Source organism: Chitinophaga sp. 30R24, assembly GCF_049056765.1.
Taxonomy (GTDB): domain Bacteria; phylum Bacteroidota; class Bacteroidia; order Chitinophagales; family Chitinophagaceae; genus Chitinophaga.
Genome location: NZ_JBJGXX010000001.1, coordinates 43,156 through 68,235 on the forward strand (window position 1 = coordinate 43,156; position 25,080 = coordinate 68,235).

Annotated in this window: 26 protein-coding genes; 12 read left to right on the forward strand and 14 right to left on the reverse strand. The window is 44.6% G+C overall.

The features are described 5' to 3' along the window. Positions 1–16: 16 nt before the first annotated feature. Complete coding sequence (locus ACDQ55_RS00155) at positions 17–712, reverse strand: NUDIX hydrolase (protein ID WP_420978972.1); 696 nt, start codon at positions 710–712, stop codon at positions 17–19. A 48-nt stretch (positions 713–760) separates the two neighbouring features. Continuing rightward, positions 761–1,252, reverse strand: coding sequence for a DinB family protein (locus tag ACDQ55_RS00160; protein WP_420978973.1), 492 nt, complete (start codon positions 1,250–1,252; stop codon positions 761–763). 220 nt (positions 1,253–1,472) lie between these two features. On the opposite strand from ACDQ55_RS00160, the gene ACDQ55_RS00165 reads away from it, so the two are divergent. After that, complete coding sequence (locus tag ACDQ55_RS00165; RefSeq protein WP_420978974.1) at positions 1,473–1,940, forward strand: GNAT family N-acetyltransferase; 468 nt, start codon at positions 1,473–1,475, stop codon at positions 1,938–1,940. 106 nt (positions 1,941–2,046) lie between these two features. On the opposite strand, the gene fabD is transcribed toward ACDQ55_RS00165, so the two are convergent. The 3 genes from fabD to ACDQ55_RS00180 all read right to left on the reverse strand — a co-directional run bounded on the left by fabD (position 2,047) and on the right by ACDQ55_RS00180 (position 4,205). Then, positions 2,047–2,937 carry an ACP S-malonyltransferase gene (fabD, locus tag ACDQ55_RS00170; protein ID WP_420978975.1) on the reverse strand — a complete coding sequence of 297 codons (891 nt, stop codon included), beginning with the start codon at positions 2,935–2,937 and terminating at the stop codon, positions 2,047–2,049. Positions 2,938–3,175: 238 nt separating this feature from the next. After that, on the reverse strand, positions 3,176–3,763 hold the full coding sequence (gene folE / locus ACDQ55_RS00175; protein ID WP_420978976.1) for a GTP cyclohydrolase I FolE: 588 nt from the start codon (positions 3,761–3,763) through the stop codon (positions 3,176–3,178). Positions 3,764–3,791: 28 nt separating this feature from the next. Then, entirely contained in the window at positions 3,792–4,205 is a 414-nt protein-coding gene (locus ACDQ55_RS00180) for a 6-pyruvoyl trahydropterin synthase family protein (RefSeq protein ID WP_420978977.1), read from the reverse strand. A 115-nt stretch (positions 4,206–4,320) separates the two neighbouring features. Between ACDQ55_RS00180 and mqnB the strand changes: the two genes are divergently transcribed. Together mqnB and ACDQ55_RS00190 are read left to right on the forward strand one after the other, a co-directional pair. Continuing rightward, positions 4,321–5,010: a futalosine hydrolase gene (gene mqnB / locus ACDQ55_RS00185; RefSeq protein ID WP_420978978.1), complete on the forward strand. Its 690-nt coding sequence runs from the start codon at positions 4,321–4,323 to the stop codon at positions 5,008–5,010. Between the two features lie 6 nt (positions 5,011–5,016). Further along, positions 5,017–5,814, forward strand: coding sequence for a 1,4-dihydroxy-6-naphthoate synthase (locus ACDQ55_RS00190; RefSeq protein ID WP_420978979.1), 798 nt, complete (start codon positions 5,017–5,019; stop codon positions 5,812–5,814). A 77-nt stretch (positions 5,815–5,891) separates the two neighbouring features. On the opposite strand, the gene ACDQ55_RS00195 is transcribed toward ACDQ55_RS00190, so the two are convergent. The 9 genes from ACDQ55_RS00195 to ACDQ55_RS00235 form a co-directional block, all read right to left on the reverse strand. Beyond that, on the reverse strand, positions 5,892–7,193 hold the full coding sequence (locus ACDQ55_RS00195) for a cryptochrome/photolyase family protein (protein ID WP_420978980.1): 1,302 nt from the start codon (positions 7,191–7,193) through the stop codon (positions 5,892–5,894). A gap of 13 nt (positions 7,194–7,206) precedes the next feature. After that, positions 7,207–8,049, reverse strand: coding sequence for an aminotransferase class IV (locus ACDQ55_RS00200; protein WP_420978981.1), 843 nt, complete (start codon positions 8,047–8,049; stop codon positions 7,207–7,209). Between the two features lie 263 nt (positions 8,050–8,312). Beyond that, on the reverse strand, positions 8,313–8,969 hold the full coding sequence (locus tag ACDQ55_RS00205) for a 3-oxoacid CoA-transferase subunit B (RefSeq protein WP_420978982.1): 657 nt from the start codon (positions 8,967–8,969) through the stop codon (positions 8,313–8,315). 37 nt (positions 8,970–9,006) lie between these two features. Further along, positions 9,007–9,699, reverse strand: a complete 693-nt coding sequence (locus ACDQ55_RS00210) for a CoA transferase subunit A (protein WP_420978983.1) — start codon at positions 9,697–9,699, stop codon at positions 9,007–9,009. 18 nt (positions 9,700–9,717) lie between these two features. Beyond that, positions 9,718–10,206: a DUF4296 domain-containing protein gene (locus ACDQ55_RS00215; protein WP_420978984.1), complete on the reverse strand. Its 489-nt coding sequence runs from the start codon at positions 10,204–10,206 to the stop codon at positions 9,718–9,720. A gap of 23 nt (positions 10,207–10,229) precedes the next feature. Then, positions 10,230–11,156 (reverse strand): DUF4835 family protein, encoded by a 927-nt coding sequence (locus ACDQ55_RS00220; RefSeq protein WP_420978985.1) that lies wholly within the window; start codon positions 11,154–11,156, stop codon positions 10,230–10,232. Further along, positions 11,149–12,375, reverse strand: a complete 1,227-nt coding sequence (gene coaBC / locus ACDQ55_RS00225; protein WP_420978986.1) for a bifunctional phosphopantothenoylcysteine decarboxylase/phosphopantothenate--cysteine ligase CoaBC — start codon at positions 12,373–12,375, stop codon at positions 11,149–11,151. Before coaBC ends, ACDQ55_RS00220 begins: the two co-directional genes overlap by 8 nt. A 97-nt stretch (positions 12,376–12,472) precedes the next feature. Further along, positions 12,473–12,814: a DNA-directed RNA polymerase subunit omega gene (locus ACDQ55_RS00230; RefSeq protein WP_142683742.1), complete on the reverse strand. Its 342-nt coding sequence runs from the start codon at positions 12,812–12,814 to the stop codon at positions 12,473–12,475. Continuing rightward, entirely contained in the window at positions 12,783–13,613 is an 831-nt protein-coding gene (locus ACDQ55_RS00235) for an outer membrane protein assembly factor BamD (protein WP_420978987.1), read from the reverse strand. The genes ACDQ55_RS00230 and ACDQ55_RS00235 overlap by 32 nt, the downstream gene beginning before the upstream one ends. A 488-nt stretch (positions 13,614–14,101) precedes the next feature. On the opposite strand from ACDQ55_RS00235, the gene mraZ reads away from it, so the two are divergent. From mraZ to murG, 9 genes are all read left to right on the forward strand, one after another. Next, positions 14,102–14,569: a division/cell wall cluster transcriptional repressor MraZ gene (gene mraZ, locus ACDQ55_RS00240; protein ID WP_420978988.1), complete on the forward strand. Its 468-nt coding sequence runs from the start codon at positions 14,102–14,104 to the stop codon at positions 14,567–14,569. A 12-nt stretch (positions 14,570–14,581) separates the two neighbouring features. Beyond that, a complete protein-coding gene (gene rsmH / locus ACDQ55_RS00245) occupies positions 14,582–15,493 on the forward strand; it encodes a 16S rRNA (cytosine(1402)-N(4))-methyltransferase RsmH (RefSeq protein ID WP_420978989.1) in 912 nt (303 codons plus the stop codon). A gap of 100 nt (positions 15,494–15,593) precedes the next feature. Next, on the forward strand, positions 15,594–15,974 hold the full coding sequence (locus tag ACDQ55_RS00250) for an FtsL-like putative cell division protein (RefSeq protein ID WP_420978990.1): 381 nt from the start codon (positions 15,594–15,596) through the stop codon (positions 15,972–15,974). 352 nt (positions 15,975–16,326) lie between these two features. Beyond that, the gene (locus ACDQ55_RS00255; RefSeq protein WP_420978991.1) at positions 16,327–18,432 is read left to right on the forward strand and encodes a penicillin-binding protein; all 2,106 of its coding nucleotides are present in this window, start codon (positions 16,327–16,329) and stop codon (positions 18,430–18,432) included. After that, positions 18,433–19,899, forward strand: coding sequence for a UDP-N-acetylmuramoyl-L-alanyl-D-glutamate--2,6-diaminopimelate ligase (locus ACDQ55_RS00260; RefSeq protein ID WP_420978992.1), 1,467 nt, complete (start codon positions 18,433–18,435; stop codon positions 19,897–19,899). Positions 19,900–19,989: 90 nt separating this feature from the next. After that, entirely contained in the window at positions 19,990–21,249 is a 1,260-nt protein-coding gene (gene mraY / locus ACDQ55_RS00265; RefSeq protein ID WP_420978993.1) for a phospho-N-acetylmuramoyl-pentapeptide-transferase, read from the forward strand. A 32-nt stretch (positions 21,250–21,281) separates the two neighbouring features. Further along, positions 21,282–22,622 (forward strand): UDP-N-acetylmuramoyl-L-alanine--D-glutamate ligase, encoded by a 1,341-nt coding sequence (murD, locus tag ACDQ55_RS00270; protein WP_420978994.1) that lies wholly within the window; start codon positions 21,282–21,284, stop codon positions 22,620–22,622. A gap of 122 nt (positions 22,623–22,744) precedes the next feature. Then, on the forward strand, positions 22,745–23,941 hold the full coding sequence (locus ACDQ55_RS00275; RefSeq protein WP_420978995.1) for an FtsW/RodA/SpoVE family cell cycle protein: 1,197 nt from the start codon (positions 22,745–22,747) through the stop codon (positions 23,939–23,941). Between the two features lie 43 nt (positions 23,942–23,984). Beyond that, positions 23,985–25,076 (forward strand): undecaprenyldiphospho-muramoylpentapeptide beta-N-acetylglucosaminyltransferase, encoded by a 1,092-nt coding sequence (murG, locus tag ACDQ55_RS00280; protein WP_420978996.1) that lies wholly within the window; start codon positions 23,985–23,987, stop codon positions 25,074–25,076. Positions 25,077–25,080: the final 4 nt, after the last annotated feature.

The following is a 25,080-nucleotide window of genomic DNA, read 5'->3' on the forward strand; positions in this document are numbered from 1 at the left end:
TTGTTCATTTTACCAGTCAGATCTCAAACACCAGTCCTTTACGTTTCAGGGCTTCATATTTTTCCGGATCAAAGCGGTACAGGTGCGCTCCTTTTTTGGAAGAAGTTTTATCCTTTTCATCCAGCTTTTCCATTACATCGAGCGATAATATCTTCTTGCGGAAATTGCGTTTATCGAGGGTTTTACGATAAATCTCTTCGTATAGGCTACGGAGTTGCGACAACGTAAATTTCTCTGGCAGCAGTTCAAAACCAATAGGGTGGAATTTAGCATTATTGCGCAGCGCTTCCAGGGCATCTTCGATCATTTTACCATGGTCGAAAATCAATTCCGGTATTTCATGCAACTCCAACCAGTGTGCACCATGTTCACTGGCCAATGGCTTGTCGTGGTGCTTAATCCTGATCAGGGCATAATAAGCAACTGAAATAACACGGGCGCCGGTATCACGTCCTACCTCACCATAACAACGCAGCTGGTTCATATAAATGTCATCCAGGCCGGTAGTATGTACCAATACCCGGGCTGCCGCTTCATCTGTACTTTCATTTTCCTGCACAAAACCGCCCACCAGCGACCATTCTCCAGCCATAGGCGCCACTTTGCGCTCCATAATCAACAGTTTCAGACGGCCTTCATCAAAACCGAAAATGATACAATCTACTGCCACCAAGTGCTTGGGGGCTTTAGAATAAAAAGAAGCAGCGTTCATAAAGGAATTTTAAAGGCAGAAAAATCTGGTAAAAATAATAAAATCAGTCTACTTTTTTGGCTTAAAACGACTGTAATCCATAACAGGTATTCTATTCACCCCTAATAACTGTAACATATATACTACCTGCCCACGGTAAAAGGTACTATGATTGCATACCTGCATAATTACCTCCTGCACTGCCATTTTATAATGTTCACTTTTTTTGATCGTATAGGCAATAGTGTGGTTTAGCTTCATAGGATCAGCCTTACGTACCCACTCTTCCAGCAACAATGATTGCTTTAGCCAGCTATGGCAGGCCAGGGCAAAATCCCCTCCGAATCCCACCGTAGGATCAGCAGTTTTCTCTGCCAGTTCCAATCGCTGGTACCACAAGCTTTCAGTGCACCACAACTGATGTACCCCATTACGTAAATTACCCGGCGCGCCTCCCAGCTCACGGTCTACCTGTTCTTCCTTTAATTTAAGCAAGCCTTTTACCAACTGCTGGTTAGCCCAGTAGTTGTAGGCAGCATAATGTAAAAGCATATTTTTCATGACCCAAAAGTTAATGCAGTGCCACCCACAAACATCTTACAAATTACAATATTGTTGCTCAATTTGCCACGCGATATTTGTCATCCCGGCATAACCTACAAACCGGCCCATACGATTTTAATTATTTTACATTTACATTTGCCCGCATAAGCAGGCTATTTAATGGGCAAAGCAGAGGGATAGCCCGGCATCTTAGCCAACTCAATTAATTACGACAATAATGGAAAATATAGCGTTAAGGGTTGCACGCAAAGAAGATTGTCCGCGTTTGATGGAATTAATCCGCGAACTGGCCGAATATGAAAAAGCGTCTGAACAGGTAACCATTACCCTGGCACATTTTGAAGAGGCCGGTTTTGGCCCCAACCCAGTATGGAAGGCATTTGTAGCCACTACCCATCACAATGGGCAGGAAACCATACTAGGCTTTGCCCTGTATTATATCCGCTACTCCACCTGGAAGGGATGCCGTATGTACCTGGAAGATATTATTGTAACCGCAGCATGGCGCGGGAAAGGCATCGGTAAATTGTTATTTGATCAACTTATAACAGAAGCAAAAATGAAAAACCTGAATGGCATTACGTTTCAGGTGTTGGAATGGAATACGCCCGCCATTAATTTCTATAAAAAATATACCGACCAATTCGATCCCGAATGGATCAATGTAAGCATAGCCTTACAATAACTTTCCGCTCCAGCTATTTACACAGCGGGGCGGTTAATAAAAAAAGCAGCCAGTTTTTAGAGATGACTAAAAACTGGCTGCAGTATATCCGGATAGCTTATAACTGCTAATTAATGCCGTTTACAACTGTTTCCTTATTGATTTTCTGAATCAATCCCTGTAATACTTTACCGGGTCCTACTTCTGTGAATTCTTTAGCGCCATCTGCAATCATTGCCTGCACGGATTGTGTCCATTTTACTGCGCCGGTTAACTGATCGATGAGGTTTTGTTTGATCTGCGCCGGGTCTGTAACAGCAGTAGCTACTACATTCTGGTAAACAGGACAGGAAGGCGTATTAAAAGTCGCTGTGTTAATAGCAGCTTGTAACTCTTCTTTGGCAGGCGCCATTAACGGAGAGTGGAAAGCGCCGCCTACCGGCAATACCAATGCTCTTTTGGCACCAGCAGCCTTCATTCTTTCACAGGCAATCTCTATTCCTTTAACGGTACCGGAAATTACCAGCTGGCCGGGGCAATTATAATTGGCAGGCACTACTATTTCTCCGGTTTCCACGGTAACAGCCGCACATATTTCTTCCACTTTAGCATCATCGAGGGCCAGTACTGCCGCCATGGTAGAAGGCTGCTGCTCGCAGGCTTTCTGCATAGCATTGGCGCGGATAGCTACCAGGCGCAAAGCTGCTTCAAAAGACAATACCCCGTTGGCCACCAATGCAGAAAATTCACCCAGGGAATGCCCGGCCACCATTTCAGGTTGTGAATGTTCTGTGCACAGGAAGGCAATTACAGCATGCAGGAAAACTGCGGGCTGGGTAACATTAGTTTGTTTTAGGTCTTCATCCGTACCATTGAACATGATATCGGAAATGCGGAAACCCAGGATTTCATTGGCCTGTTCAAACAGTTCTTTTGCTTTTGCGTTGGTTTCGTACAGATTTTTGCCCATACCCGGAAACTGGGAGCCTTGTCCGGGAAATACGTAAGCATGCTTCATGTGGATATTTTATGTTTTAGCTTATCAAATTAAAAAATTTAAAATACTTACTACAAAGGTACATAAGTAAGTAAAGTAAGCAAGGGCTCCTGTTAAATGCCACCTAACAGGAATAGTTTTGCTGGAGAAATATAACATAAGGAGCATAAAGCACGCAAAAGAGCCACAATGAACATTGCTCCTTTGCCTACCTTATGCTCCTTGCGTAGTGTTCCTACAAACATTAGCGATGCAGGAACTATTTGTAGATGAGTTTCATGAACTCGGCCCTGGTGGTACCATTCTCAAACTGTCCGCTGAAAGCAGAAGTAGTGGTCACAGAGTTCTGTTTTTGTACCCCCCGCATCATCATGCACAGATGCTGGGCTTCAATAACCACTGCTACTCCCTGTGGCTGCAGGGTTTCCTGGATAGCATCCAGTATTTGATGCGTTAAACGCTCCTGTACCTGTAAACGGCGGGCGTATACATCTACCACCCGGGCAATTTTGCTCAAGCCGGTGATATAACCATTAGGAATATAGGCTACATGCGCCTTTCCAAAGAAAGGCAACATATGATGCTCACACATAGAATATAACTCTATATCTTTAACGATCACCATTTCGCTATAGGCCTCTGTAAATTTGGCCCCATCCAGGATTTCGCGTGCATCCTGCTGATATCCCTGTGTGAGGAACTGCATGGCCTTGGCTACCCGCTCCGGCGTTTTTTGCAGACCTTCCCTTTCAGGGTCTTCACCCAATAGCTGCAGACAGTCTTTATAGTTCGCTATAAGATCAGACGTGATCTTATCATCGTAAGTTTCAATCTTATTATACGCCATTCTTATATGATTTTAACAATGCTGTCGGTTATTTTCCACCATAGTATTCAACGTATATGCGTGGTGTTTCGTACAGTTTGATACAATGCAATTGTACTTCCGCAGGCAAGTGTTTGGCTAGCTGGTCCCAGATGGCAATAGAAAGATTTTCGGCTGAGGTGAATTTACCTTTCATAAAGTCGACATCCATATTCAGATTCCGGTGATCGATCTTTTCGATGATTACATCCCGGATAATCACTCCTAAAGTTTTGGCATTGAATACAAAACCCGTTTCCGGATCTGGATTTCCTTTAATGGTAACGTGTAATTCGTAATTATGACCATGCCAGTTTTCGTTGGCACATTTTCCAAAAACTTCTTCGTTCTTTTCTTTGCTCCATGCCGGGTTAGATAACTTATGCGCTGCATTGAAGTTCTCTACTCGCGTTAAATAAATCATTACTGCAAAATAATTTTTGCAAAAATACCACTATTAAGTGAGTAGTGCCAATTTATCCTTATTCCTGTCAATTGTTTTACACGGGCAACAATCATTTTTACCTTACTTTTATATTATGAAAATACTGGTTACCGCGGCTACCACACTGGAAATACAGCCATTTGTACAGTACCTGGACCAACACCGTCCGGCCTTTGCAGCTGCAAACTGCGAAATAGACATTCTCATTGCCGGTATAGGCATGATGCATACCGCCTTTAGTCTGGGGCGTAACCTAGATACGCACCAGCCCGATATAGCCATTCAGGCCGGCATAGGCGGCACTTTCCGGCAGCAATGGGAATTGGGCAGTGTGGTGCTCATCCGCCAGGAATACCTGGGTGACCTAGGCGCAGAAGATAATGATCAGTTTAAAGATTTATTTGATATACAACTCTGGCAACCCTCCCAGTATCCGTTTACCGGCAATAGCCTGGTAAACACCTTTTCCGGCCTCCCCTGGCTGCCGCCATTACAACAAGCCACCGGTGTAAGCGTAAACCTGGTGAGCGGTAGCGAAGCCACTATCCGGAAACTGGAAAGTAAATATGCACCAGACATAGAAAGCATGGAAGGCGCCGCTTTCCACTATGCCTGCCTACTGGAAAGAGTACCCTTTCTCCAATTGCGTAGTATCTCTAACTATGTGGAAATAAGGGACAAAAGCAAATGGCAGATTCCCCTGGCGGTAAAAAACTTGAACGAAGAAGTGATAAACACCGTAGAAAAGCTCGCCGGTCTCCCGTCATTAACATTAAAATTTTGATAATATATGCATTTATCGCTAGGTTTTTCGCCATGCCCGAATGATACTTTTATTTTTGATGCACTGGTAAATAACAAAATCGACACCAAGGATTTCACTTTTGACACCCACCTGGAAGATGTGGAAACGCTTAACAACTGGGCCCTGCAAGGCAAACTGGCCGTTACCAAGCTCAGCTTCGCCGTGTATCTGAAGGTAAAAGACCAATATGAACTGCTGAACAGTGGCAGTGCACTAGGACGCGGCTGCGGACCATTGCTGATTGCGAAGAAAGATATTCCACTGGATGAAATAAAAAATCTCACCATCGCCATCCCTGGCGAAAACACTACCGCCAACCTCCTGTTCTCCATTGCTTTCCCGGAAGCGAAGAACAAAAAAGTAATGGTATTTTCCGAGATAGAAAACGCGGTATTAAGCGGAGCGGCAGATGTAGGCGTGATCATTCACGAAAACCGTTTTACCTATCAGTTGAAAGGATTGGTAAAACTGATGGATATGGGTGAATACTGGGAAAAAACCACAGGTAATCCCATTCCACTCGGCGGCATTTTTATCCGTAAGGATGTACCGGAAGCAACCCGCGCCCAACTGGACCACCTCATCCATAGCAGCTTGCAAAACAGCTATAGTACCTACCCCCAACTATCTGATTATGTAAAATCACATGCGCAAGAGATGGATGAACAGGTTATGCGGCAACATATAGACTTGTATGTAAATGATTTCAGCCTGAACCTTGGCCAGGAGGGAAAAGCCGCTGTACAGGCCTTAATGGAAGCAGCGGAAAAAATACGTAATTAATTCCGCTTAAACGCGCGCCGGAGGATAACGACCGGCAGCAGCATTGGGCAACTACACCGGGAGCTGGCGGCTAAAAGCTAGCTCCTCAACGCTTTTCCATATGCCTCCAATGCCCTTTTTCTCGCTTCTTCGTGTACCACTATGGGTTTTACATAACCGAAGCCTTCAAACTCCGGCACCCATTTGCGGATATATTTAAAGTCCTTGTCAAATTTCTGCGTTTGCAAAGTAGGGTTAAATACCCTGAAATAGGGGGCTGCATCGCAACCGGAACCTGCTGCCCATTGCCAGCCTCCATTATTGGCTGCCAGGTCGTAGTCCAGTAATTTGGCAGCAAAATAAGCTTCGCCCCAACGCCAATCGATCAATAAGTGTTTGGTTAAAAAACTGGCAGTGATCATACGTACGCGGTTATGCATATAGCCTGTAGCGTTCAATTCCCGCATACCTGCGTCTACTATAGGATAACCGGTTTCTCCATTGCACCAACGTTCAAATTCTACTTCATTATTGCGCCACTGTATCTTATCATATTCCCGTTTAAAAGCATGCCCCACCACATGTGGAAAATACTCAAGGATCATCTGGTAAAACTCACGCCATATCAACTCTTTAGCGAAAGTGCTGTTAAGTTGCATAGCCTGTTGCATCACGGCGCGTATACTCACCGTGCCAAAGCGTAAATGAACACCTAACCGGGAAGTGCCTTCCAATGCCGGAAAATCACGGGTTTGATCGTAGTGAGCGATCACGTTTTCCTGCAAGTAATGGGAAGGAAAATGTTTTTCTCCAGCGAGGAAACCCATCTCCTTCAATGCAGGAAACTGTATTGGCGCTTGCTGATAGAACCCACGCATATATTTTTCACAGGGGTAAGGCTTCAGGTAAAAAAAAGTAAGTGTATCATGCCATTTCCGGCTATAAGGTGTAAATACCGTATATGGCTCACCGTTATCCTTCAATACTTCTCCCTTATCAAATACCACCTGGTCTTTATAGGTATGAAAAGCAATGCCTTTCACCTTCAACTGTCCGGCAATAAGCGCGTCCCTGCTTTTGGCGTAGGGTTCATAGTCGTGGTTGGTATATACGGCTGCTACTTCATATTTACCGGTCCAGTAACGGAATGCTGCTTCGGGAGTACCGTAAAATACATCCAGCGAAGCGCCATAGCCTTCCAGCTGCCGCTGTAATGCTTCCAGTACTTCATAAATAAAAGTAACCCGCCGGTCTTTTTTATCTTCCAGGTCGTCTAGTATCTGGGTATCAAAAACAAATACTGGCACTACAGGTTCCCCTGCGCGCAATGCATGATACAGCGCCGCCTGGTCGTTGAGTCGCAGATCGCGACGCAACCAGCAGAGATTTACTTTTTCCATAAGGATGATGTTGTTATTTCAGGATGCCTTCGTGCAGTATCTCGTGTAAGATAGCGGCCACGCTATTACCATAGCGGCTGTCCCGGAACGCGCCCACCCAACGGATACCATAGATTGCATTGGTTAGGAATATTTCATCCGCCGTTTCCAGTTCTTCTACCTGGATCGGTTTTTCTTCTATGGTAAAAGGTAGTTCCGACTGCAACAAGTATTTACGCATCACGCCACATACACCACCTTCCGACAGGGGCGGCGTGTATATTACCTTATTACGTACCATAAAAACATTGGCAATCGTACTGTCGGCTATTCGCCCGTATGGATTCAGGAGAATAGCTTCCTGAAATTGATGTTGCTTGGCGTACAAGGCTGCCATTACATAAGGCAGGCAATTGTTTGACTTAATGGAGGAAAGTTTATCACAACTCTTCCTTACATCTGGAAAAATGTCTACTACCAGCCCCTCCTCATTTAATTCCAGTGCTGTTTCACTGAGTTCCCAGCACTGAATAAGGTAATTAGGCAGGTTATTCACCGGATCGTATAATCCACCGTCAGACCGGAATATAGCCACTCTTACACGGGCCAGTTGCGACACGTCATTTTTATTGCAGAGGTCCAATATATGCTGTATAAAAAAGGCTTTCGTAAAATGAGTGGGAATATCAAAATGCAGTAAATGCAAAGACGCCAATAACCGCTCAAAATGAAGATCGGCCAACAACACCTCTCCCTGATATACCTTCAGGGTTTCAAAAAATCCATCCCCATATCTGAAGGAGCGATTGTCTGCTGTAAAAATCGGATCAGCCGCAGGGATGTATTTACCGTTATAACAAAGAAATCCAACTTGCACCTCGAACTATTTTAGCAAAGTGAAAGTTACCACTTATTTAGCGATTTCCGAACTTTGAGAATTACCGGTTTTATTTCAAAAAACTATGTATAAGAAAACTAAATATCTGACTTAATCTACCTGCTGAGGCCCATTACCAGCCTCATAACAAGCTCATACCAGCCACTAAAGCTACCTGTACATTTAGCTGTAACTACCATTAAAAAATGCCCTGCTTTTTATGATAAAAAAGCAGGGCACGGCAATGTATATACGTAATAATCTTATCCAGCCATTTCAGGAATATCCCCTTCAATGATCAGCCGCCCGGCAGTTTTAGCGCGTATCTCTTCCACACTTATACCAGGCGCCCGCTCCAACAGCTTAAAACCATCGGGGGTTACATCCAGTACCGCCAATTCCGTTACAATCTTTTTTACACAGTTTACACCGGTGAGCGGCAGGGTACATTGTGGGAGCAACTTGCTTTCTCCTTTAGGATTGGTGTGCATCATGGCTACAATAATATTCCTGGCAGAGGCTACCAGGTCCATAGCGCCACCCATGCCTTTCACCATTTTCCCTGGAATTTTCCAGTTAGCAATATCACCTTTGTCGGACACTTCCATAGCGCCCAATACAGTAAGATCTACTTTTCCAGCGCGTATCATCCCAAAACTCTCTGCAGAATCAAAAAAGCTACCACCAGGCAATAAGGTCACGGTTTCCTTCCCGGCATTGATCAAGTCTGCATCCACCTCTTCTGTTACGGGATAAGGGCCCGTCCCCAATATGCCGTTTTCCGACTGCAACATAATGGAAATACCTTCAGGGATATAGTTAGATACTAATGTGGGGATGCCGATGCCAAGGTTTACATACATTCCGTCTTTCAGTTCTTTGGCAATGCGTTTAGCGATACCATATTTATCGAGAGACATAATCAATAAGGTTTGAAAAAAAGTGGAAAAAATGGGGTCAGATCTTTACGGTTCTCCGTTCAATCCGTTTTTCATAATTACTACCCTGGAAAATGCGGTGCACATAGATTCCGGGTACGTGGATCTGATCAGGGTCCAGCTCTCCTGGCCGTACCAAGTGCTCTACTTCAGCAATGGTAATATTGCCGGCCCTAGCCATGGAAGTACTGAAGTTACGGGTGGTTTTACGGAATACCAGATTGCCCATAGTATCTCCTTTCCAGGCTTTTACAATGGCATAATCTGCCGGCAGCGCCAGTTCCATCAGATGGGGTTTGCCATTAAATTCACGCACTTCTTTTCCTGCAGCGACCTCGGTACCGTAACCCGCAGGCGTAAAAAAGGCAGGGATGCCCATGCCTGCCATCTGGATACGGGTAGCCAGGGTTCCTTGTGGAATCAGGTCTACTTCGAGCTCTCCTGCCAATAGTTGCCTTTCAAATTCTGCGTTTTCTCCTACATAAGAAGACATCATTTTCCGGATCTGCCTTGTTTTCAATAACAGGCCCAATCCGAAATCATCTACACCTGCATTATTGGAAATACAGGTAAGATCTTTTACCCCTTTTTTTACCAGGGCGCTGATACAGTTTTCCGGAATACCACATAAACCAAACCCTCCCAGCATCAACACCGAGCCATCCTTTATATCCCGTATGGCATCATCGGCATTAGCTACTACTTTGTTCATGTTTTGGTGTTTTATAAATTATGGCTGCCGCTTTACAAAAGGCCGGATGGTATCGGACTTTGGCAGCAGCAATACACTGTCTGCATAAGGGAAAATGCTTTTCACGCGGAAACGTACAGGCGCATTCTCATCCATGGGGTTGCCCAGTTGCAGTTTTCTCACAGCCAGATTAGATTGTACCAGCTCCAGCACGTCTTTTAATCTATTGGGGTGCGCCTCATAATACCTGTAGCTCTCCATAAATTCCTTTACACTTACTTTATGAAGGTCCAGTACCTGGCGGTAATACACTTTCACCCGCTCCTGCCGGAGCGAATCTGCAGCAGGCGTATATGGTTGTTGCACCAGCAGCTCATTGCTGTAAGCGTCTGCTAACGACATATCCACCATAATGCTGCTCATTTTTTCTTTAGAAAGATATTTTGACGGCACATTTTCGCCTTCTCCACAGGCAAATAGCAGTAACACAATTAAACCGAGGGCAGTATACTTCGATATTTGATTCATTGATAATTTTTAGCGATGAAGCACTACTTCATCTGTTGGTATTTTTGTGCATTGGGTATATCCAGCTGAGACAATAACTCGGCTGCACGGCTTTTCTCCTGTGGCATCGCCTTGGAAAATAATTTCAGCAATTCATCATTTTTAGCGCTGAAAAAGGTTTGCATCAGCATGGAATTAGGCATATTCTGGTGGATAGCGTACAACATGTTCAGGCAGTTCAGTACTGCAGCACGGCCTTTATTCACATCATCATACATGGCATCTAATCCTTGGCGATGGTACTGGTACATAACATCATGGAACTGCAGGAACTTGGCATTGAGCAAGTTGTCTTGCAACCAATAACGGTTACGGTTACCCTCAAATGCCTTCCAACCGGTAATATCTTTTCCATCGGGTGCATTATTAACGATGTTCAATGCCTTCTTAAAGTATATATCTCCGCCCCGGGGAGAAAAAGAATCGTAATCCATTCCCAGGATAATATCTACATAATAGGCCAGTATTGCAGTAAGGTTGGAAGCCATGGGATCGTTGCCACCCACCCGGTTATCATTGAATTCCAGCTGTTGGAACTCTACATACCGGAAAGCCACTTCTTTATCTTGTATATTCAGCAAGCTGGTCAGATAACTACTGTTAAACACAGGGCGGGTAGCCTGTATAGTGAGGGTAGCTTTATAAGCGTCGCTACCCAGGCTGCTGGTTATATTGAGCAGAAAATTACATTCAATACGCTCAGAAGCCGTAAAAGCATCTGTAGCCCAATGGCGGTTATTCAGGAATTCCCGGATAGCGCTTTGTAAACTGGTAAATACTTTCCGGTCTACTCCCTGTATCTGGCTGGCCACAACAGATACGTTGGCCCTGATCTCCTGGGCATGGGCAGAACGACAGCAAAAGGTACATGCGCCTACCAGCAGCATGATGAACGCGAAACGATTAGGCATGTTGCAATTCAATTATAGCGGAAACAATATCCCTGGCAACCTCTTGTTTTGATTTAAGTGGAAGGCTTTGTTCCTTTCCATTTTTATCGAACAGGGTTACCTTGTTGGTATCATAGTTAAATCCGGCGCCGGCATCTGCAAGGGAGTTCATCACAATCAGGTCCAGGTGTTTTTCCCGCAGCTTTTTGAGCGCGTATTCCCTTTCATTGTTGGTTTCCAGGGAGAAACCCACCAACAATTGTCCGGCCCCTTTATGGTCGCCCAGGGAGCGGAGGATATCAGGTGTTTTTTCCAGGTCGATATGTAACTGCGCTTCCCCTTTTTTGATTTTACGGTCGGCGATTACAGCCGGACGGTAGTCGGCCACTGCGGCGGCGGCCACTACAATATTTGCTTGTGGGTACAAGGCATTTACCTGGTCGTACATATTCTGGGCAGTTTGAATGCGCCAGGTAGTAATTCCCGTATGGGTAGTTTGCAGCGGCGTAGGCCCCAGCACCAGTTGTACATTGGCACCGGCGGCGGCCAGTGCTTCTGCAATGGCAATGCCCATTTTTCCGCTGGAATGGTTGCTGATATAACGTACAGGATCTATATGTTCTATAGTAGGCCCTGCGGTTACGATAGCGGTTTGTCCGCTTAATGGCAGGGAGCCAGCACCTTCTTTTTTCAGGAAATGTTGTTGCAGAAAAGCCACCATTTCTTCTGGTTCAGCCATACGCCCTTCTCCGAAAAGGCCGCTGGCCAGTTCTCCGGAAGCAATAGGGATTTGCAGGTGGCCATAGGCAACAAGTTTATCTACATTGCTGCGGGTAGCCGGATGACGCCACATATCTTCATCCATAGCGGGTGCAAATAACACGGGACAGGTAGCAGACAGGTATACCGCCAACAGGAGATTATCGCACAGGCCCAGGGCCATTTTAGCGATAGTATTGGCAGAAGCAGGCGCCACAAGCATTACATCTGCCCAACGCCCCAGCATAACATGATTATTCCAACTATTATGGTCGCTGATATTCATGGGCACCTCATTTTTAGAGAGGGTAGCCAGGGTAAGCGGTGTAATAAAGCCTGCGGCAGCTGGGGTCATCACTACTTTCACCACGGCGCCTTCCTTTACCAGCAAGCGGATAAGGGTAGCGGCCTTGTAGGCAGCTATGCTGCCGGTAACGCCGAGCAGGATCTTTTTCCCGGAAAGAATGTTATTAGCGTCCATGGTATATAAAAAAAGGCGGCAGAACTCATTCTGCCGCCATGAAATTAATATTTTTATTTTTCGCAATCGCGAACCTCACAAAATAAGGCGTAGCGGATCAGCTAAACAAATCGTCGTCGTTCTTGCGGAAATAAATTTTGTTGTCCAGGAACTCCTGTGTAGCCTGGATAGCCGGATTTGCCAGTCTTTCATAAAAACGGGAAATCTCGATCTGTTCCTTATTCTCGTGCACTTCCTCCAGATTGTCTGTATGGCTGGCAAACTCTTCCAGTTTGGAATGGAGCTCTTCTTTCACGGAAATATTGATCTGATTGGCGCGTTTGGCTATCACGGCAATAGACTCATATAAATTACCAGTTCTGTTCTTAATATCGGTAGTATTTTTGGTTTCTACCCAGGGATTAAGACTACTGGTTAGACTGCGCTTTAGCTTGCTCATTATCCAGTGTTTTTATGTTGTTTTGTGCTAAGTTATAAAATTTTTCGGCATCTACCTTTAATTTGCTGTTTGGGTAGTGGTCCGCAAAGTCCAGATACTCATCGATCACCGTAGTGTATCTTTCCTTTTGCCGTTGCGGAATACTATTCTTAGCATAATTATAGTAAGACTTGATAGCCATTACTTTATATCCATCGCTCTTGTCAGAGTCGGGGTAATTGCGCATCAGGCTTTTGAAGGCAATACCGGCTGCGTTAAAATAGCCCAGGTTATAATATAATTCGGCACTGTTATATTCTTTTTCTTCCAGTTTACGTCTGCACAGTTCAATTACCAGGTTCGCTTCGGCCACTTTATCGGAAGTGGGATAGTTATTCACGAAAGTTTGCATAGCAGCAATCGCCTTCATGGTATTGGTTTGATCCAATGATACTTTAGGCGACTGCTTATAATAGCAATAAGCCTGCATATAATCTATCTCCAGGGCTCTTGGGCTGTTAGGAAATACGTCCAGGTAGTTTTTAAAGTGAAAAGCTGCCTGCACGTAGTCTTTTACATAATAAGAACAATATGCGTAATTATAATACAACGCCTCAAACTTGTCTGTTCCCTTGTATACCTGCAAGAGATCAGTATAGAGTGTTTGCGCTGTGTTGTATTTTTTCTTTTGATACAACTGGTCGGCATATGCCAACTTCTTTTCAAAGTTGTTGCTTTTCTCTATCCTCCGTAACTGGTTATTACAAGAAGTAGCTACGATTAGCGCAAAAACAGGGATGTACAATAAAAATTTCCGCATAAAAGAGTGGCAAAATTAAGAATTAAATGTAAATGTAAGGCAGAGAGATTTTCATTGCTGTTAAAATTTTGCAAAAGGGGGAATTAAATCGCTGAAACTGAAATTTTTCACGTTTGTTGGGCCGTCTTGTACGGTGAGTAAATAAATAAATTTTTGTCGTGATACTAAAGGTAAAAAAGTATCAGATTAGAAAAAAAGCATACACATAAATAGCGTGACAGCTCGTTTTCAGGTCTGGTTTCTTTCCGGGCAATAACCCGTAATGTATGGGATTCGCAGGTTATAAACATATAATGCAATGTTATGAACATATTATCAACATAGTGGATAAAATAATGCACACCTATATGCATAAATAAGGCATAAAAGCCTTATAAACAAGTAATTCGACCTGTGGAAAAAATTTATAAAGTATTTTTTCGTTAAAAAGTGGGAAAAAGTGTTATTTTGTGTTAGAAATTGGATTTTCAAGGACTTTGCCCCATGGTATGACAGGTTTTCTCGGTGAATATGAATCGACGCTGGACGCAAAAGGACGCTTTCTGTTACCTGCCGGATTCAAAAAGCAGATAACAGACGGGGCCGGAGGACAGTTTGTGATTAACCGAGGGTTTGAAAAATGCTTGTCCCTGTATCCCATGAATGAGTGGCAGCCTATTTTTGAGCGTATTAGCAAACTGAATGACTTTGATCCTAAAGTAAGGGAATTCAGACGATACTTCTTAAACGGGGCTACTATTCTGGAGTTAGACAGCGCGGGAAGACTACTGGTACCAAAAAACCTGCTGTCTTACGCCAATCTGGAAAAAGATATTGTGCTGGCAGCAGCAACAAATAAAATCGAGATCTGGGATAAAGGTAAATACCAGGAGTTCTTTGAAAATTTCTCACCAGGAGCGTTCAGTGATCTGGCACAACAGGTAATGGGAGGAGGAGACAACAATATTTCAATTTAAAGGGGGGAGCATATGGGAGAACAACAATATCACTTACCCGTTTTGCTCCAGGAAACAACGGAGCTATTGCATATTAATCCGGAAGGAACTTATGTAGATGCTACGTTTGGAGGTGGAGGACATTCACGCGCCATACTGGAGAAACTGGGTGAAAAAGGCAGGCTGATAGTATTTGATCAGGATGAAGATGCTTACCGTAACAGGATTATAGACGAACGCGTAACTTTTGTACAGCAAAATTTCCGTCACCTGCAACGCTTTCTTAAACTACACAAAGCAGCGCAGGTAGATGGTGTACTGGCAGATCTGGGCGTTTCCTCGCACCAGTTTGATACAGCAGAAAGAGGATTCAGCATTCGCTTTGATGGCGACCTGGATATGCGGATGGATACGAGAACCGAATTTACTGCCGCTCAATTGCTGGCTACATGGGGAGAAGCACGGTTACAACAAATTTTCCAGGACTATGGGGAAGTAACCAACGCTAAAACCCTGGCCCAAACAATTGTAAAGCAGCGCAAAACACACCCCATGCGCACCATCACTGAATTTAAATCCGTGATCCAACCTATCGTAAAAGGAAACCCCCAGAAATATCTGGCACAGGTATTCCAGGCTTTGCGTATAGCCGTTAACGATGAATTGGGCGCTTTGAAAGATTTACTGGAGCAGGCTACCGGTGTACTTAAACCGGGTGGCAGACTCGCCGTCATTACCTTCCACTCGTTGGAAGACAGGATGGTGAAAAATTTTATGAAGACAGGAAGTTTTGAAGAAGCACCGGATGATCCGTTTGCAAAAGAAACACCCCCTAAATTGTTCAGATTAATCACAAAAAAACCGGTAACCGCCAGCGATGCAGAATTGAAGCGCAATGGAAGATCCAGAAGTGCAAAACTGCGGGTAGCCGAAAAAAATCAGTGACGGGGCCTTAAACCGCCCTACGCATCCTACCCTATCCTATACACATCTGTTTGATTTACGTTCAGGTTTATATTGTCAATTTTTTTAAAAGGCATAGAGCGTGTTGCAGGAAGAAACTATAGAAACAAACCAGGATATTCCGGCTGAAGAAGAAAACACTATTTCCCCGGAACCAAAAAAAGAATGGCGTTTGCGCATCAATTATAGTGCGTTGGTGCAAAACATGCCCTTCATCGGATTCCTATCTGTACTGGCATTGCTCTATATCGCTAATAGCCACCTGGCTGAAAAGAAAATCCGGCGTATAAACAAACTTGGCAAAGAAATTAAAGAGCTCAAGTGGGAGTATATCAACGTGAAGAGTGAGCTCATGTTTCGTAGCAAAATGAGTGAAGTCAGCAAATCTGTAGAGCCGCTGGGCCTCAAACAACTCAGCTCCCCTCCACAAAAAATTGTGCTGAAAAAGGAAACAGAAAAATGATTTTAACGTTAATGCCTGATACGTCCTGCCTGATCTAAAACCTCAGTCGGGATTGCTGGTAAAACTGGTTTTGGCAAGCTCCTGATTCGCCTTTAGCAATTAACCATCCGCCTTTTACAAAGGCCACCTGGTTGAAAGCTAAGGGCAATCAGCTAATAATGACTTCCCAATTAAACCACTTATTGCAAACCGCAAATGGCAGATTTCATAAACACACCAGCCGCCAGAAAAACTGGCTGCCGGTACAACAAATTTTATTGGCTATTGATTAAACGCTAATAGCCGGCAACTTATAAAAATAAAATTCACCCGTAGCTAACAGCTAACCGCTCGCAGCTCATAAAACAACTTCGTGGATGTAAAAAAGGACATATTGTGGAGAGTGTATCTGTGCCTGATTGGCATGGCACTATTTGGCGTGGCTATCCTGGCTAAAGTATTCTATATTCAGAACGTACAAGGCAATTACTGGCGTAGCATGGCGGATAGCCTGCATACCGGATATGTAGCACTGGATGCAGAAAGAGGCACTATCTACTCTGAGGAAGGCAGAATGCTGTCTACCTCCATTCCTTATTTCGACATCCGCATAGATTTTGCCGCCGATGGCCTCCGTGATAAAAAAGGACAGGTTTTCCAGGAAAACATCGACTCCTTAGCTTACCGGCTGTCTGTTCTTTTTGGCGACCGTACCAAAACGTCCTACAAACAGCTATTGCAGGAAGGATATAAATCAAAGGACCGCTACTTTCTGCTGAAAAGAGATGTGCCATTCGGTCAATACGAAGAACTACGCGGATTCCCTATGTTCCGGCTGGGTAAAAATAAAGGCGGTATGATCGCTGAATCTAAGAGCAAACGTATCAACCCTTTTAAATTACTCGCTAACAGAACCATCGGGCTGGCCCGTGAAAACTCACAAAGTGTAGGCCTGGAAAGAACCTACAACGATTACCTGAAAGGCGTTACCGGTAAAAGACTGATGCGCCGCATCGCCGGCGGTACCTATGTACCTGTAGATGGCTATGATATTGAACCGGAAAATGGAAGGGATGTGGTGACCACCATCGATGTAAATATGCAAGACATTGTGGAAACAGCCCTCACCAACATGATGGTGCAAAATGAAGCTGAACATGGCACCTGCATACTCATGGAAGTAAAAACAGGCAAAATAAAAGCCATCGCTAACCTCGGCAGGCAACCCGATGGCAGCTACTGGGAAGATATGAACTACGCATTGCAGGTAGGTGAGCCAGGTTCCACTTTTAAACTGGCCACCGTGATTGCTGTGCTGGAAGATAAATATGCCACCATGAATACAATGATAAACATGGATGGCGGCCATTGGCAGGTAGGACGCAGAACGGTTTTTGATTCAGAACCGCATCCCGGCCCGCAAAATGTAACGGTAAAACACGCATTTGAGCTTAGCTCCAATGTGGGAATGGCAAAACTAGCCTGGCAGTTTTATAACCGGCAACCGAATAACTTTGTAGCCCATCTGAAAAAATTGCGGCTCGACCAAAGTACCGGTATAGACCTGGTAGGCGAAGGAAGACCTGTTATTAAAACTACTGCTTCCAAAACCTGGAGCAATACCAGCTTACCCTGGATGGCTTTCGGATACGAAGTACTGATCAGCCCCCTGCAAACGTGTACGATGTACAATGCAGTGGCTAACAACGGTAAAATGATGAAACCCTACCTCGTCAACTCTATCCAAGAGTATGGCCAGGTAGTTAAACAGTTTGGACCCACTGTACTAATGGATAGCATTTGTTCTCAAAACACGCTTAAACAGGTACAGGCCATGCTGGAAGGTGTACCGATAGATGGTACTGCTAAAAAATTGCGCAGTCCCTACTACGACTTCGCCGGTAAAACAGGTACCGCCCTCGTTGCCAATGGCAACCGGGGCTATGCCGATAAAATATACCAGTCTTCTTTTGCAGGTTATTTTCCCGCAAAAGATCCGCAGTATACCTGCGTAGTGGTGATCAAAAACAAACCGCATGCGTTACGCTTTTACGGCGCCAACGTAGCGGGTCCTGTATTCAGGGAGGTAGCAGATAAACTGTATGCGGTGGCAGTGGAAAAACAAAAACCACTGCAGGCAAATAGGCAACTCGATACACTGCTGTCACTCAAAAATGGTAAAGGCAGCGAATGGAAACAGATCCTGGCTACCCTGCAACTGCCTGCCAGCAGCATCCCAGGTAACAATAACTGGGTAAGCGCAAGGGTAACAGACCGTAAGATCGCTTTCGAACCAGTAGTACAAGCTAAGGGCGCCGTACCAGACGTAACCGGAATGGGACTAAAAGATGCACTCTACCTGCTCGAAAATGCAGGGCTGCGGGTAGTAGTAAAAGGCGCCGGTAAAGTGAAAACACAATCACTTCCCGGTGGCACTAAAATAGGAAACGAACAAACTATTGTAATAGAACTGAGCTAGATGAAGACGCTACGCGACATATTGTATAATGTAAGCATACAAGCGGTACACGGGAATACTGATATTCCCGTAAATGCCATTGCAACCGACTCCAGGTCCATCGGAGCCGGAGATGCTTTCATTGCGGTGAAAGGTGTACACGTAGATGGTCATGTGTATATTGAAAAAGCTATCGAAAAAGGGGCTATCGCCGTCATTTGTGAAACACTGCCTGAGCAGCTGTCCGATAATATCTGCTATGTGCAGGTAAGCAATAGCGCAGCCGCCACCGGTATTATGGCAGGTAATTTTTATGAGAACCCTTCTTATAAAATACAACTGGTAGGCGTAACAGGTACCAATGGCAAAACCACCATTGCTACTTTGCTGTTCCAACTGTTCACCAAACTGGGTTATCACTGCGGCTTGCTGTCTACGGTGCAAAATCAGATAGGCGACACTGTTGTACCCGCTACACATACCACTCCAGACCCTATCAGCCTAAACGCCCTATTGGCGAGGATGGTGGAAGATGGTTGCCTGTATGTGTTCATGGAAGTAAGCTCCCACGCTATCCACCAGCAACGTATTGCCGGGTTAAAATTCGCAGGGGGTATCTTCAGTAATATCACCCACGATCACCTGGACTATCACAAAACGTTTGATGAGTATATCCGCGTGAAAAAGTCTTTCTTCGATCAGCTGCCTACTACCGCGTTTGCACTTACTAACCTCGACGATAAAAGAGGGCAGGTAATGTTGCAAAATACCAGGGCGAAAAAAGCCACCTATAGCTTACGCACCCTGGCAGATTTTAAAGGAAAGATCCTGGAAAATAATCTCACCGGCCTGGTTATGCTGATAGGAGATACAGAAGTGCACTTCCGCCTGATCGGTGAATTCAACGCGTATAACCTGCTGGCTGTATACGGCGCAGCAGTATTGCTGGGCATCAACAAAACCAAAGTTTTACAGGCCCTCAGCAATACTTCAGGCGCAGAAGGCAGGTTTGATTATATCATTTCAGCAAAAGAACGGATCATCGCCATTGTGGATTATGCACACACGCCAGACGCATTGAAAAATGTACTGGCTACCATCAAAAACCTGCGAAAAGGCAACGAACAGGTGATTACGGTAGTAGGCTGCGGCGGCGATAGGGATACTGCCAAACGTCCTATTATGGGAGAGGTAGCCGTGGAAAACAGCGACCGGGTAATCCTTACTTCAGATAATCCCCGCTCGGAAGATCCAGTGGAAATTATCCATGAAATGGAAGCCGGTATCCCGGTACACCTGAAGAAAAAAGTGCTCTCTATTACCGACAGGACGGAAGCTATTAAAACAGCCCTATCCCTGGCTAACCAAGAAGACATCATACTTGTGGCAGGTAAAGGGCATGAGAAATACCAGGAAATCAAAGGAGTGAAACATCACTTCGATGATAAGGAAGTGTTGCTGGACATGATGAAGTTGATGGACAAATAACGTAAATAAGAGAATAAGAGTACTTAATCATCCAATGACTTAAAAGCTCGTCGCCTTGTAAAAATGGGTGATGGGTGATGACTAAAACATATGTTATATTATTTTTTAAATTACCTGAAAACTGCATTTAAGATCAGCGTCATCGGCGGTGGGATGTTCCAGTATATCACCTTCCGGGTAACAATGGCATTACTGCTGTCGCTGGTTATTTCTTTGCTGCTGGGTAAACGTATTATTAAGTTTCTGCAACGTAAACAGATTGGTGAAACCGTTAGGGAACTGGGATTGCAGGGAGAGAACACCAAAAAAGGTACCCCTACTATGGGCGGCCTTATTATCCTGTCTGCTATCGTAATCCCTACCCTACTTTTTGCACAACTCGCGAATGTATATATATGGCTGATCCTCCTGTCTACCATTTGGTTAGGACTGATCGGTTTCCTGGATGATTATATCAAAGTATTTAAAAAGAATAAAGAAGGACTGGCAGGCAAGTTCAAAATCATGGGCCAGGTAGGTCTGGGATTGATTGTGGGCAGCACATTGTATTTCAACAACGACGTAGTGGTATCCAGGGAGGTAATAGGCGCCAAAAAACTGGCTCCCTATGAAAGGCAGATCACCAGCCATCCTGAAAGGGTAACCCGGGAGGGCCAACGCTTTGCAGATGTGAAAACACCTATCACTACGATCCCGTTTGTTAAAAACCACGAATTCAATTACGCCAAATTAATCTCCTGGATTCCAGGAGCAGAAAAATATACCTACGTGATCTATATCCTGATCGTCATCTTCATTATTACCGCCGTTTCTAATGGCGCTAATTTAACAGACGGGCTGGACGGACTGGCTACGGGAGTGTCGGGGATAATAGGCGTAGGCCTGGGTATTTTTGCTTATGTATCCGGTAACATACAGTTTGCCGAATACCTGAACATCATGTATATCCCAAACCTCGGAGAGCTATCTATTTTCATTGCAGCTTTTGTGGGCGGATGCGTGGGATTCCTCTGGTACAATGCCTATCCAGCACAGGTGTTTATGGGAGATACCGGCAGCTTGGCGCTGGGAGGTATTATTGCATCGCTGGCCATTATTGTGCGCAAAGAATTGCTGATCCCTATTTTCTGTGGGGTATTCCTGGTAGAATCGCTGTCGGTGATGTTACAAGTATCCTATTTTAAATATACCAAGAAAAAATATGGCGAAGGCAAACGGCTATTTAAAATGTCGCCGCTTCATCACCATTACCAAAAACTAGGATACCACGAAAGCAAAATATCGGTGCGTTTCTGGATAGTTACTATCATGTGCGTGGTATTTTCTATCGCTACATTGAAAATGAGATAATTAATAAATCTAACTAAGAAGAATATACGAAAATGAAGCACAAACTCATCATATTAGGAGCCGGTGAAAGTGGTATTGGCGCGGCCTTGCTGGGAAAACAGCAAGGATATGATGTATTTGTATCAGATGGCGGCACTATAAAAGACAATTATAAACAGGAACTGGCAGTAAATCAGATCCCTTTTGAAGAAGGTCACCACTCCTGGGATATCGTGCTGGATGCAAATGAAATTGTAAAAAGCCCGGGTATTCCCGAGAAATCGGAGTTGATGAAAAAGGTACGCGAAAAAGGGGTACCGGTGATTTCCGAAATAGAACTGGCCTACCGCTTCTCGACAGGTAAAAAGATCATTGCCATTACCGGCAGCAACGGCAAAAGCACGACAACTGCCCTCACCTACCACCTCTTTAAAAACGCAGGTTTGGATGTGGCGATGGTAGGCAATATCGGCATTAGCTGGGCAAGGCAAGTGGCAACTGCACCGGCAGAGTATTATGTGATTGAAATCAGCAGCTTCCAGCTGGATGACATCAGGGAGTTTAAACCCAATGTGGCCATCCTGCTGAATATTACGCCTGATCACCTGGACCGCTACGACTATAAAATGGAAAATTACGTAGCGTCTAAATTCAGGATCGCCATGAACCAGACAGCTGAAGACTACTTCATCTACTGCATGGATGATCCAGAGATCATGCGGCATTTAGCGCAGCAACCCATTTATTCAGCATCAATACCTTTTACCATCATGAAACCACTGAAAGAAGGCGGCTACTTAGCCAACGACCAGTTGCACATAGATGTCAACGGCGATCCGGTGATCATGTCCATGTATGACCTGTCTTTAAAGGGAAAACATAATCTGTATAATTCAATGGCAGCAGCAATTGCAGGAAGGACCATGGATATCAGGAAAGAAAAGATCCGCGAAAGCCTGGCTTCATTTGAAAGCCTGGAACACCGGATGGAATATGTGACTACCATAAAGGGGGTAGATTTTGTTAACGATAGTAAAGCTACCAACGTAAACTCTGTTTGGTTTGCGCTGGAAAGCTTCGATAGGCCCATCGTACTGATCATGGGCGGTGTGGATAAAGGTAACGACTATGATGCTATCCGCGACTTGGTGAAAGAAAAAGTAAAAGCTATCATCTGCATGGGAGTAGATAATGCGCCAATCTTTGCCGCATTATCAAAAGACACCCCGGTAATGATCAACACCAGCAGTATGCACGATGCTGTACAGGAAGCCTTTAACCAGGCTGTAAAAGGAGACATCGTACTGTTGTCGCCGGCCTGCGCCAGCTTCGACCTGTTTAAAAATTACGAAGACAGAGGCAGGAAATTTAAGGAAGAAGTATTGGCACTCTAACGGCCTGCTGAAAATTATTGGCCGTTAATACTATAATAAAAGGTTACTAAATAGAAAATAAAAGATAAACAACATTATAAACAACAAAATGCGGATAGTTAGCCGCTAAAAGCCAAACTGGTATGACTACGTTGCTCTATAGGACAAAAGGCGATAAGGTAATCTGGACGATAGTAATTTTTCTGTCGCTGGTAAGCCTGTTGGCCGTATATAGCGCTACCGGCTCTCTCGCTTACCGCGAAAGAGGCGGCCATACGGAGTACTACCTCTTGAAACAACTGGTAGTACTGGTAATGGGGCTCGTGATCATCTATTTTGCGCACCGGGTAAATTATACCATTTACGCTAAAGTAGCGCAAATAGGATTTCTGATATCCATACCCCTACTGATGTATACACTGGCCTTTGGCCGGAGCCTGAATGAAGCCAGCAGGTGGATCAGCCTACCGATCATTAACCTTACTTTCCAGACTTCTGACGTAGCCAAATTGGCCATCTTCATGTATGTAAGCAGGCAACTTTCCAGGCGGCAAAATATGATCAGCGATTTCAAAAAGGGATTTCTGCCCATTATCATACCGGTAGGTATTGTTTGCGCACTGATTATGCCAGCCAACATGAGTACCGCCCTACTGCTGGGCGCCAGTTGTATGCTGCTCTGCTTTATTGGCAGGGTACCCATTAGGTTCCTAGCCTCTATGATCGCTGCAGGCACTGTATTGGTGATGCTACTGTTCCTGATTGCCAAGGTAACCAACCTTGAAATGAGGACTAAAACCTGGGAAAAACGTATCGATAACTTCATACATGGAGATCATACCGAAACTCCCTACCAGGTACAGCAAGCTAACATCGCGATTGCAGGCGGCGGCATTTTGGGCAAGGGACCAGGCAACAGTACCCAGCGTAATTTTTTGCCACATGCCTATTCAGATTATATCTACGCAACGATCATTGAAGAATATGGTATGTTGGGCGCATTCCTCATACTGGCTGCTTACATGATCCTGTTATTGAGAAGTATCCGGATTTACCGGCGATGCCCATACGCCTTTGGCGCATTCTTAGCCGTAGGCCTCAGTGTAACACTGGTAATACAGGCGCTCACGAACATGGCGGTAAATGTGCACCTGTTTCCAGTTACTGGAGTTACCCTCCCACTGGTAAGTATGGGTGGATCTTCCGTATTATTCACCAGCATGGCAATCGGTATTATCCTGAGCGTATCCAGGAATGTGGAAGAAATGGAAGGTAAACAGGCAGAAAAAGAACGGTTGGAAAAAGTAATGGCGAACACAGAAAAAGCGGCAGTTGCCTGATAAATATTTATAAAACATCATTTTAATAGTTAGTAAGAATAATATGCAACGCAAAGTGATCATAGCAGGAGGCGGTACCGGGGGACATATTTTCCCCGCGATAGCGATCGCAAATGCGTTGAAGAAATTGCAACCCAACATCAACATACTATTTGTTGGTGCAACCGGAAAAATGGAAATGGAAAAGGTGCCGCAGGCTGGTTATCCTATCGAAGGACTGGAAATAGCCGGATTTAATCGCAGCAACCTTTTAAAAAATATACTGTTACCTTTTAAAATCTGGAAAAGTCTGCGGCGTGCAAAAGCCATTCTGCAAAACTTTCAACCAGATGTAGTAGTAGGCGTTGGTGGATATGCCAGTTTCCCAATCCTCAACAGGGCGCAGAAAATGGGCATTCCAACCCTCATACAGGAACAAAACTCCTTTGCAGGCAAAGCCAATAAAATACTGGGCAGAAAAGCAAAGAAGATCTGTGTAGCCTACGATGGTATGGAGCAATTTTTCCCGGCAGATAAACTGGTATTAACTGGTAATCCCGTGAGAAATAACATTTCCCAGTCGGCAGTAACACGGGAAGACGCCCTACGGCAATTTGGATTAAGCCCTTTAAAGCAAACCATCTTTGCGGTAGGCGGCAGCCTGGGAGCTAAATCCATTAACGAAGGACTGGCGCCATTACTGTCTGCAATGGTAGATAAAGACATCCAGTTGATCTGGCAAACCGGCAAACCGTATTTCGAAACGGCCAAAGCAGCAGCAGCGCGTTATGAATCGCATATTAAAGTACACGATTTCATCAATGTAATGGACTTTGCTTATAAAGCGGCAGATGTAGTTGTATCCAGGGCCGGTGCATTGGCTATCGCTGAACTTTGCGTAGTAAAGAAACCAGTGATATTTGTGCCTTATCCTTTTGCAGCGGAAGATCATCAAACCTCTAATGCGATGAACCTGGTGAACAAAAAGGCAGGTTTAATAATTAAAGATAGTGAAGTATCTGCGCAGCTGGGGAATGTATTGTTTAGCCTCGTGCAGAATAAGGCATTGATGGAACAACTCGAAAACCATATCGGCAAACTGGGTAACCCCAATGCAGATATGGTGATCGCAAAACAGGTATTGGAAATAATTTAGCGTT

What these genes read in the sequence shown, in the direction of transcription:
- ACDQ55_RS00195 (WP_420978980.1), bottom strand. Translation starts at nt 7,193, where the DNA reads ATGGAAAAAGTAAATCTCTGCTGGTTGCGTCGCGATCTGCGACTCAAC.
- ACDQ55_RS00260 (WP_420978992.1), top strand. Translation starts at nt 18,433, where the DNA reads ATGAAGACGCTACGCGACATATTGTATAATGTAAGCATACAAGCGGTA.
- murG (WP_420978996.1), top strand. Translation starts at nt 23,985, where the DNA reads ATGCAACGCAAAGTGATCATAGCAGGAGGCGGTACCGGGGGACATATT.
- ACDQ55_RS00190 (WP_420978979.1), top strand. Translation starts at nt 5,017, where the DNA reads ATGCATTTATCGCTAGGTTTTTCGCCATGCCCGAATGATACTTTTATT.
- coaBC (WP_420978986.1), bottom strand. Translation starts at nt 12,375, where the DNA reads ATGGACGCTAATAACATTCTTTCCGGGAAAAAGATCCTGCTCGGCGTT.
- ACDQ55_RS00230 (WP_142683742.1), bottom strand. Translation starts at nt 12,814, where the DNA reads ATGAGCAAGCTAAAGCGCAGTCTAACCAGTAGTCTTAATCCCTGGGTA.
- rsmH (WP_420978989.1), top strand. Translation starts at nt 14,582, where the DNA reads ATGGGAGAACAACAATATCACTTACCCGTTTTGCTCCAGGAAACAACG.
- ACDQ55_RS00235 (WP_420978987.1), bottom strand. Translation starts at nt 13,613, where the DNA reads ATGCGGAAATTTTTATTGTACATCCCTGTTTTTGCGCTAATCGTAGCT.
- ACDQ55_RS00215 (WP_420978984.1), bottom strand. Translation starts at nt 10,206, where the DNA reads ATGAATCAAATATCGAAGTATACTGCCCTCGGTTTAATTGTGTTACTG.
- ACDQ55_RS00275 (WP_420978995.1), top strand. Translation starts at nt 22,745, where the DNA reads ATGACTACGTTGCTCTATAGGACAAAAGGCGATAAGGTAATCTGGACG.
- murD (WP_420978994.1), top strand. Translation starts at nt 21,282, where the DNA reads ATGAAGCACAAACTCATCATATTAGGAGCCGGTGAAAGTGGTATTGGC.
- mqnB (WP_420978978.1), top strand. Translation starts at nt 4,321, where the DNA reads ATGAAAATACTGGTTACCGCGGCTACCACACTGGAAATACAGCCATTT.
- ACDQ55_RS00180 (WP_420978977.1), bottom strand. Translation starts at nt 4,205, where the DNA reads ATGATTTATTTAACGCGAGTAGAGAACTTCAATGCAGCGCATAAGTTA.
- mraY (WP_420978993.1), top strand. Translation starts at nt 19,990, where the DNA reads ATGTTATATTATTTTTTAAATTACCTGAAAACTGCATTTAAGATCAGC.
- ACDQ55_RS00205 (WP_420978982.1), bottom strand. Translation starts at nt 8,969, where the DNA reads ATGTCTCTCGATAAATATGGTATCGCTAAACGCATTGCCAAAGAACTG.
- ACDQ55_RS00155 (WP_420978972.1), bottom strand. Translation starts at nt 712, where the DNA reads ATGAACGCTGCTTCTTTTTATTCTAAAGCCCCCAAGCACTTGGTGGCA.
- ACDQ55_RS00165 (WP_420978974.1), top strand. Translation starts at nt 1,473, where the DNA reads ATGGAAAATATAGCGTTAAGGGTTGCACGCAAAGAAGATTGTCCGCGT.
- folE (WP_420978976.1), bottom strand. Translation starts at nt 3,763, where the DNA reads ATGGCGTATAATAAGATTGAAACTTACGATGATAAGATCACGTCTGAT.
- ACDQ55_RS00160 (WP_420978973.1), bottom strand. Translation starts at nt 1,252, where the DNA reads ATGAAAAATATGCTTTTACATTATGCTGCCTACAACTACTGGGCTAAC.
- ACDQ55_RS00210 (WP_420978983.1), bottom strand. Translation starts at nt 9,699, where the DNA reads ATGAACAAAGTAGTAGCTAATGCCGATGATGCCATACGGGATATAAAG.
- fabD (WP_420978975.1), bottom strand. Translation starts at nt 2,937, where the DNA reads ATGAAGCATGCTTACGTATTTCCCGGACAAGGCTCCCAGTTTCCGGGT.
- mraZ (WP_420978988.1), top strand. Translation starts at nt 14,102, where the DNA reads ATGACAGGTTTTCTCGGTGAATATGAATCGACGCTGGACGCAAAAGGA.
- ACDQ55_RS00220 (WP_420978985.1), bottom strand. Translation starts at nt 11,156, where the DNA reads ATGCCTAATCGTTTCGCGTTCATCATGCTGCTGGTAGGCGCATGTACC.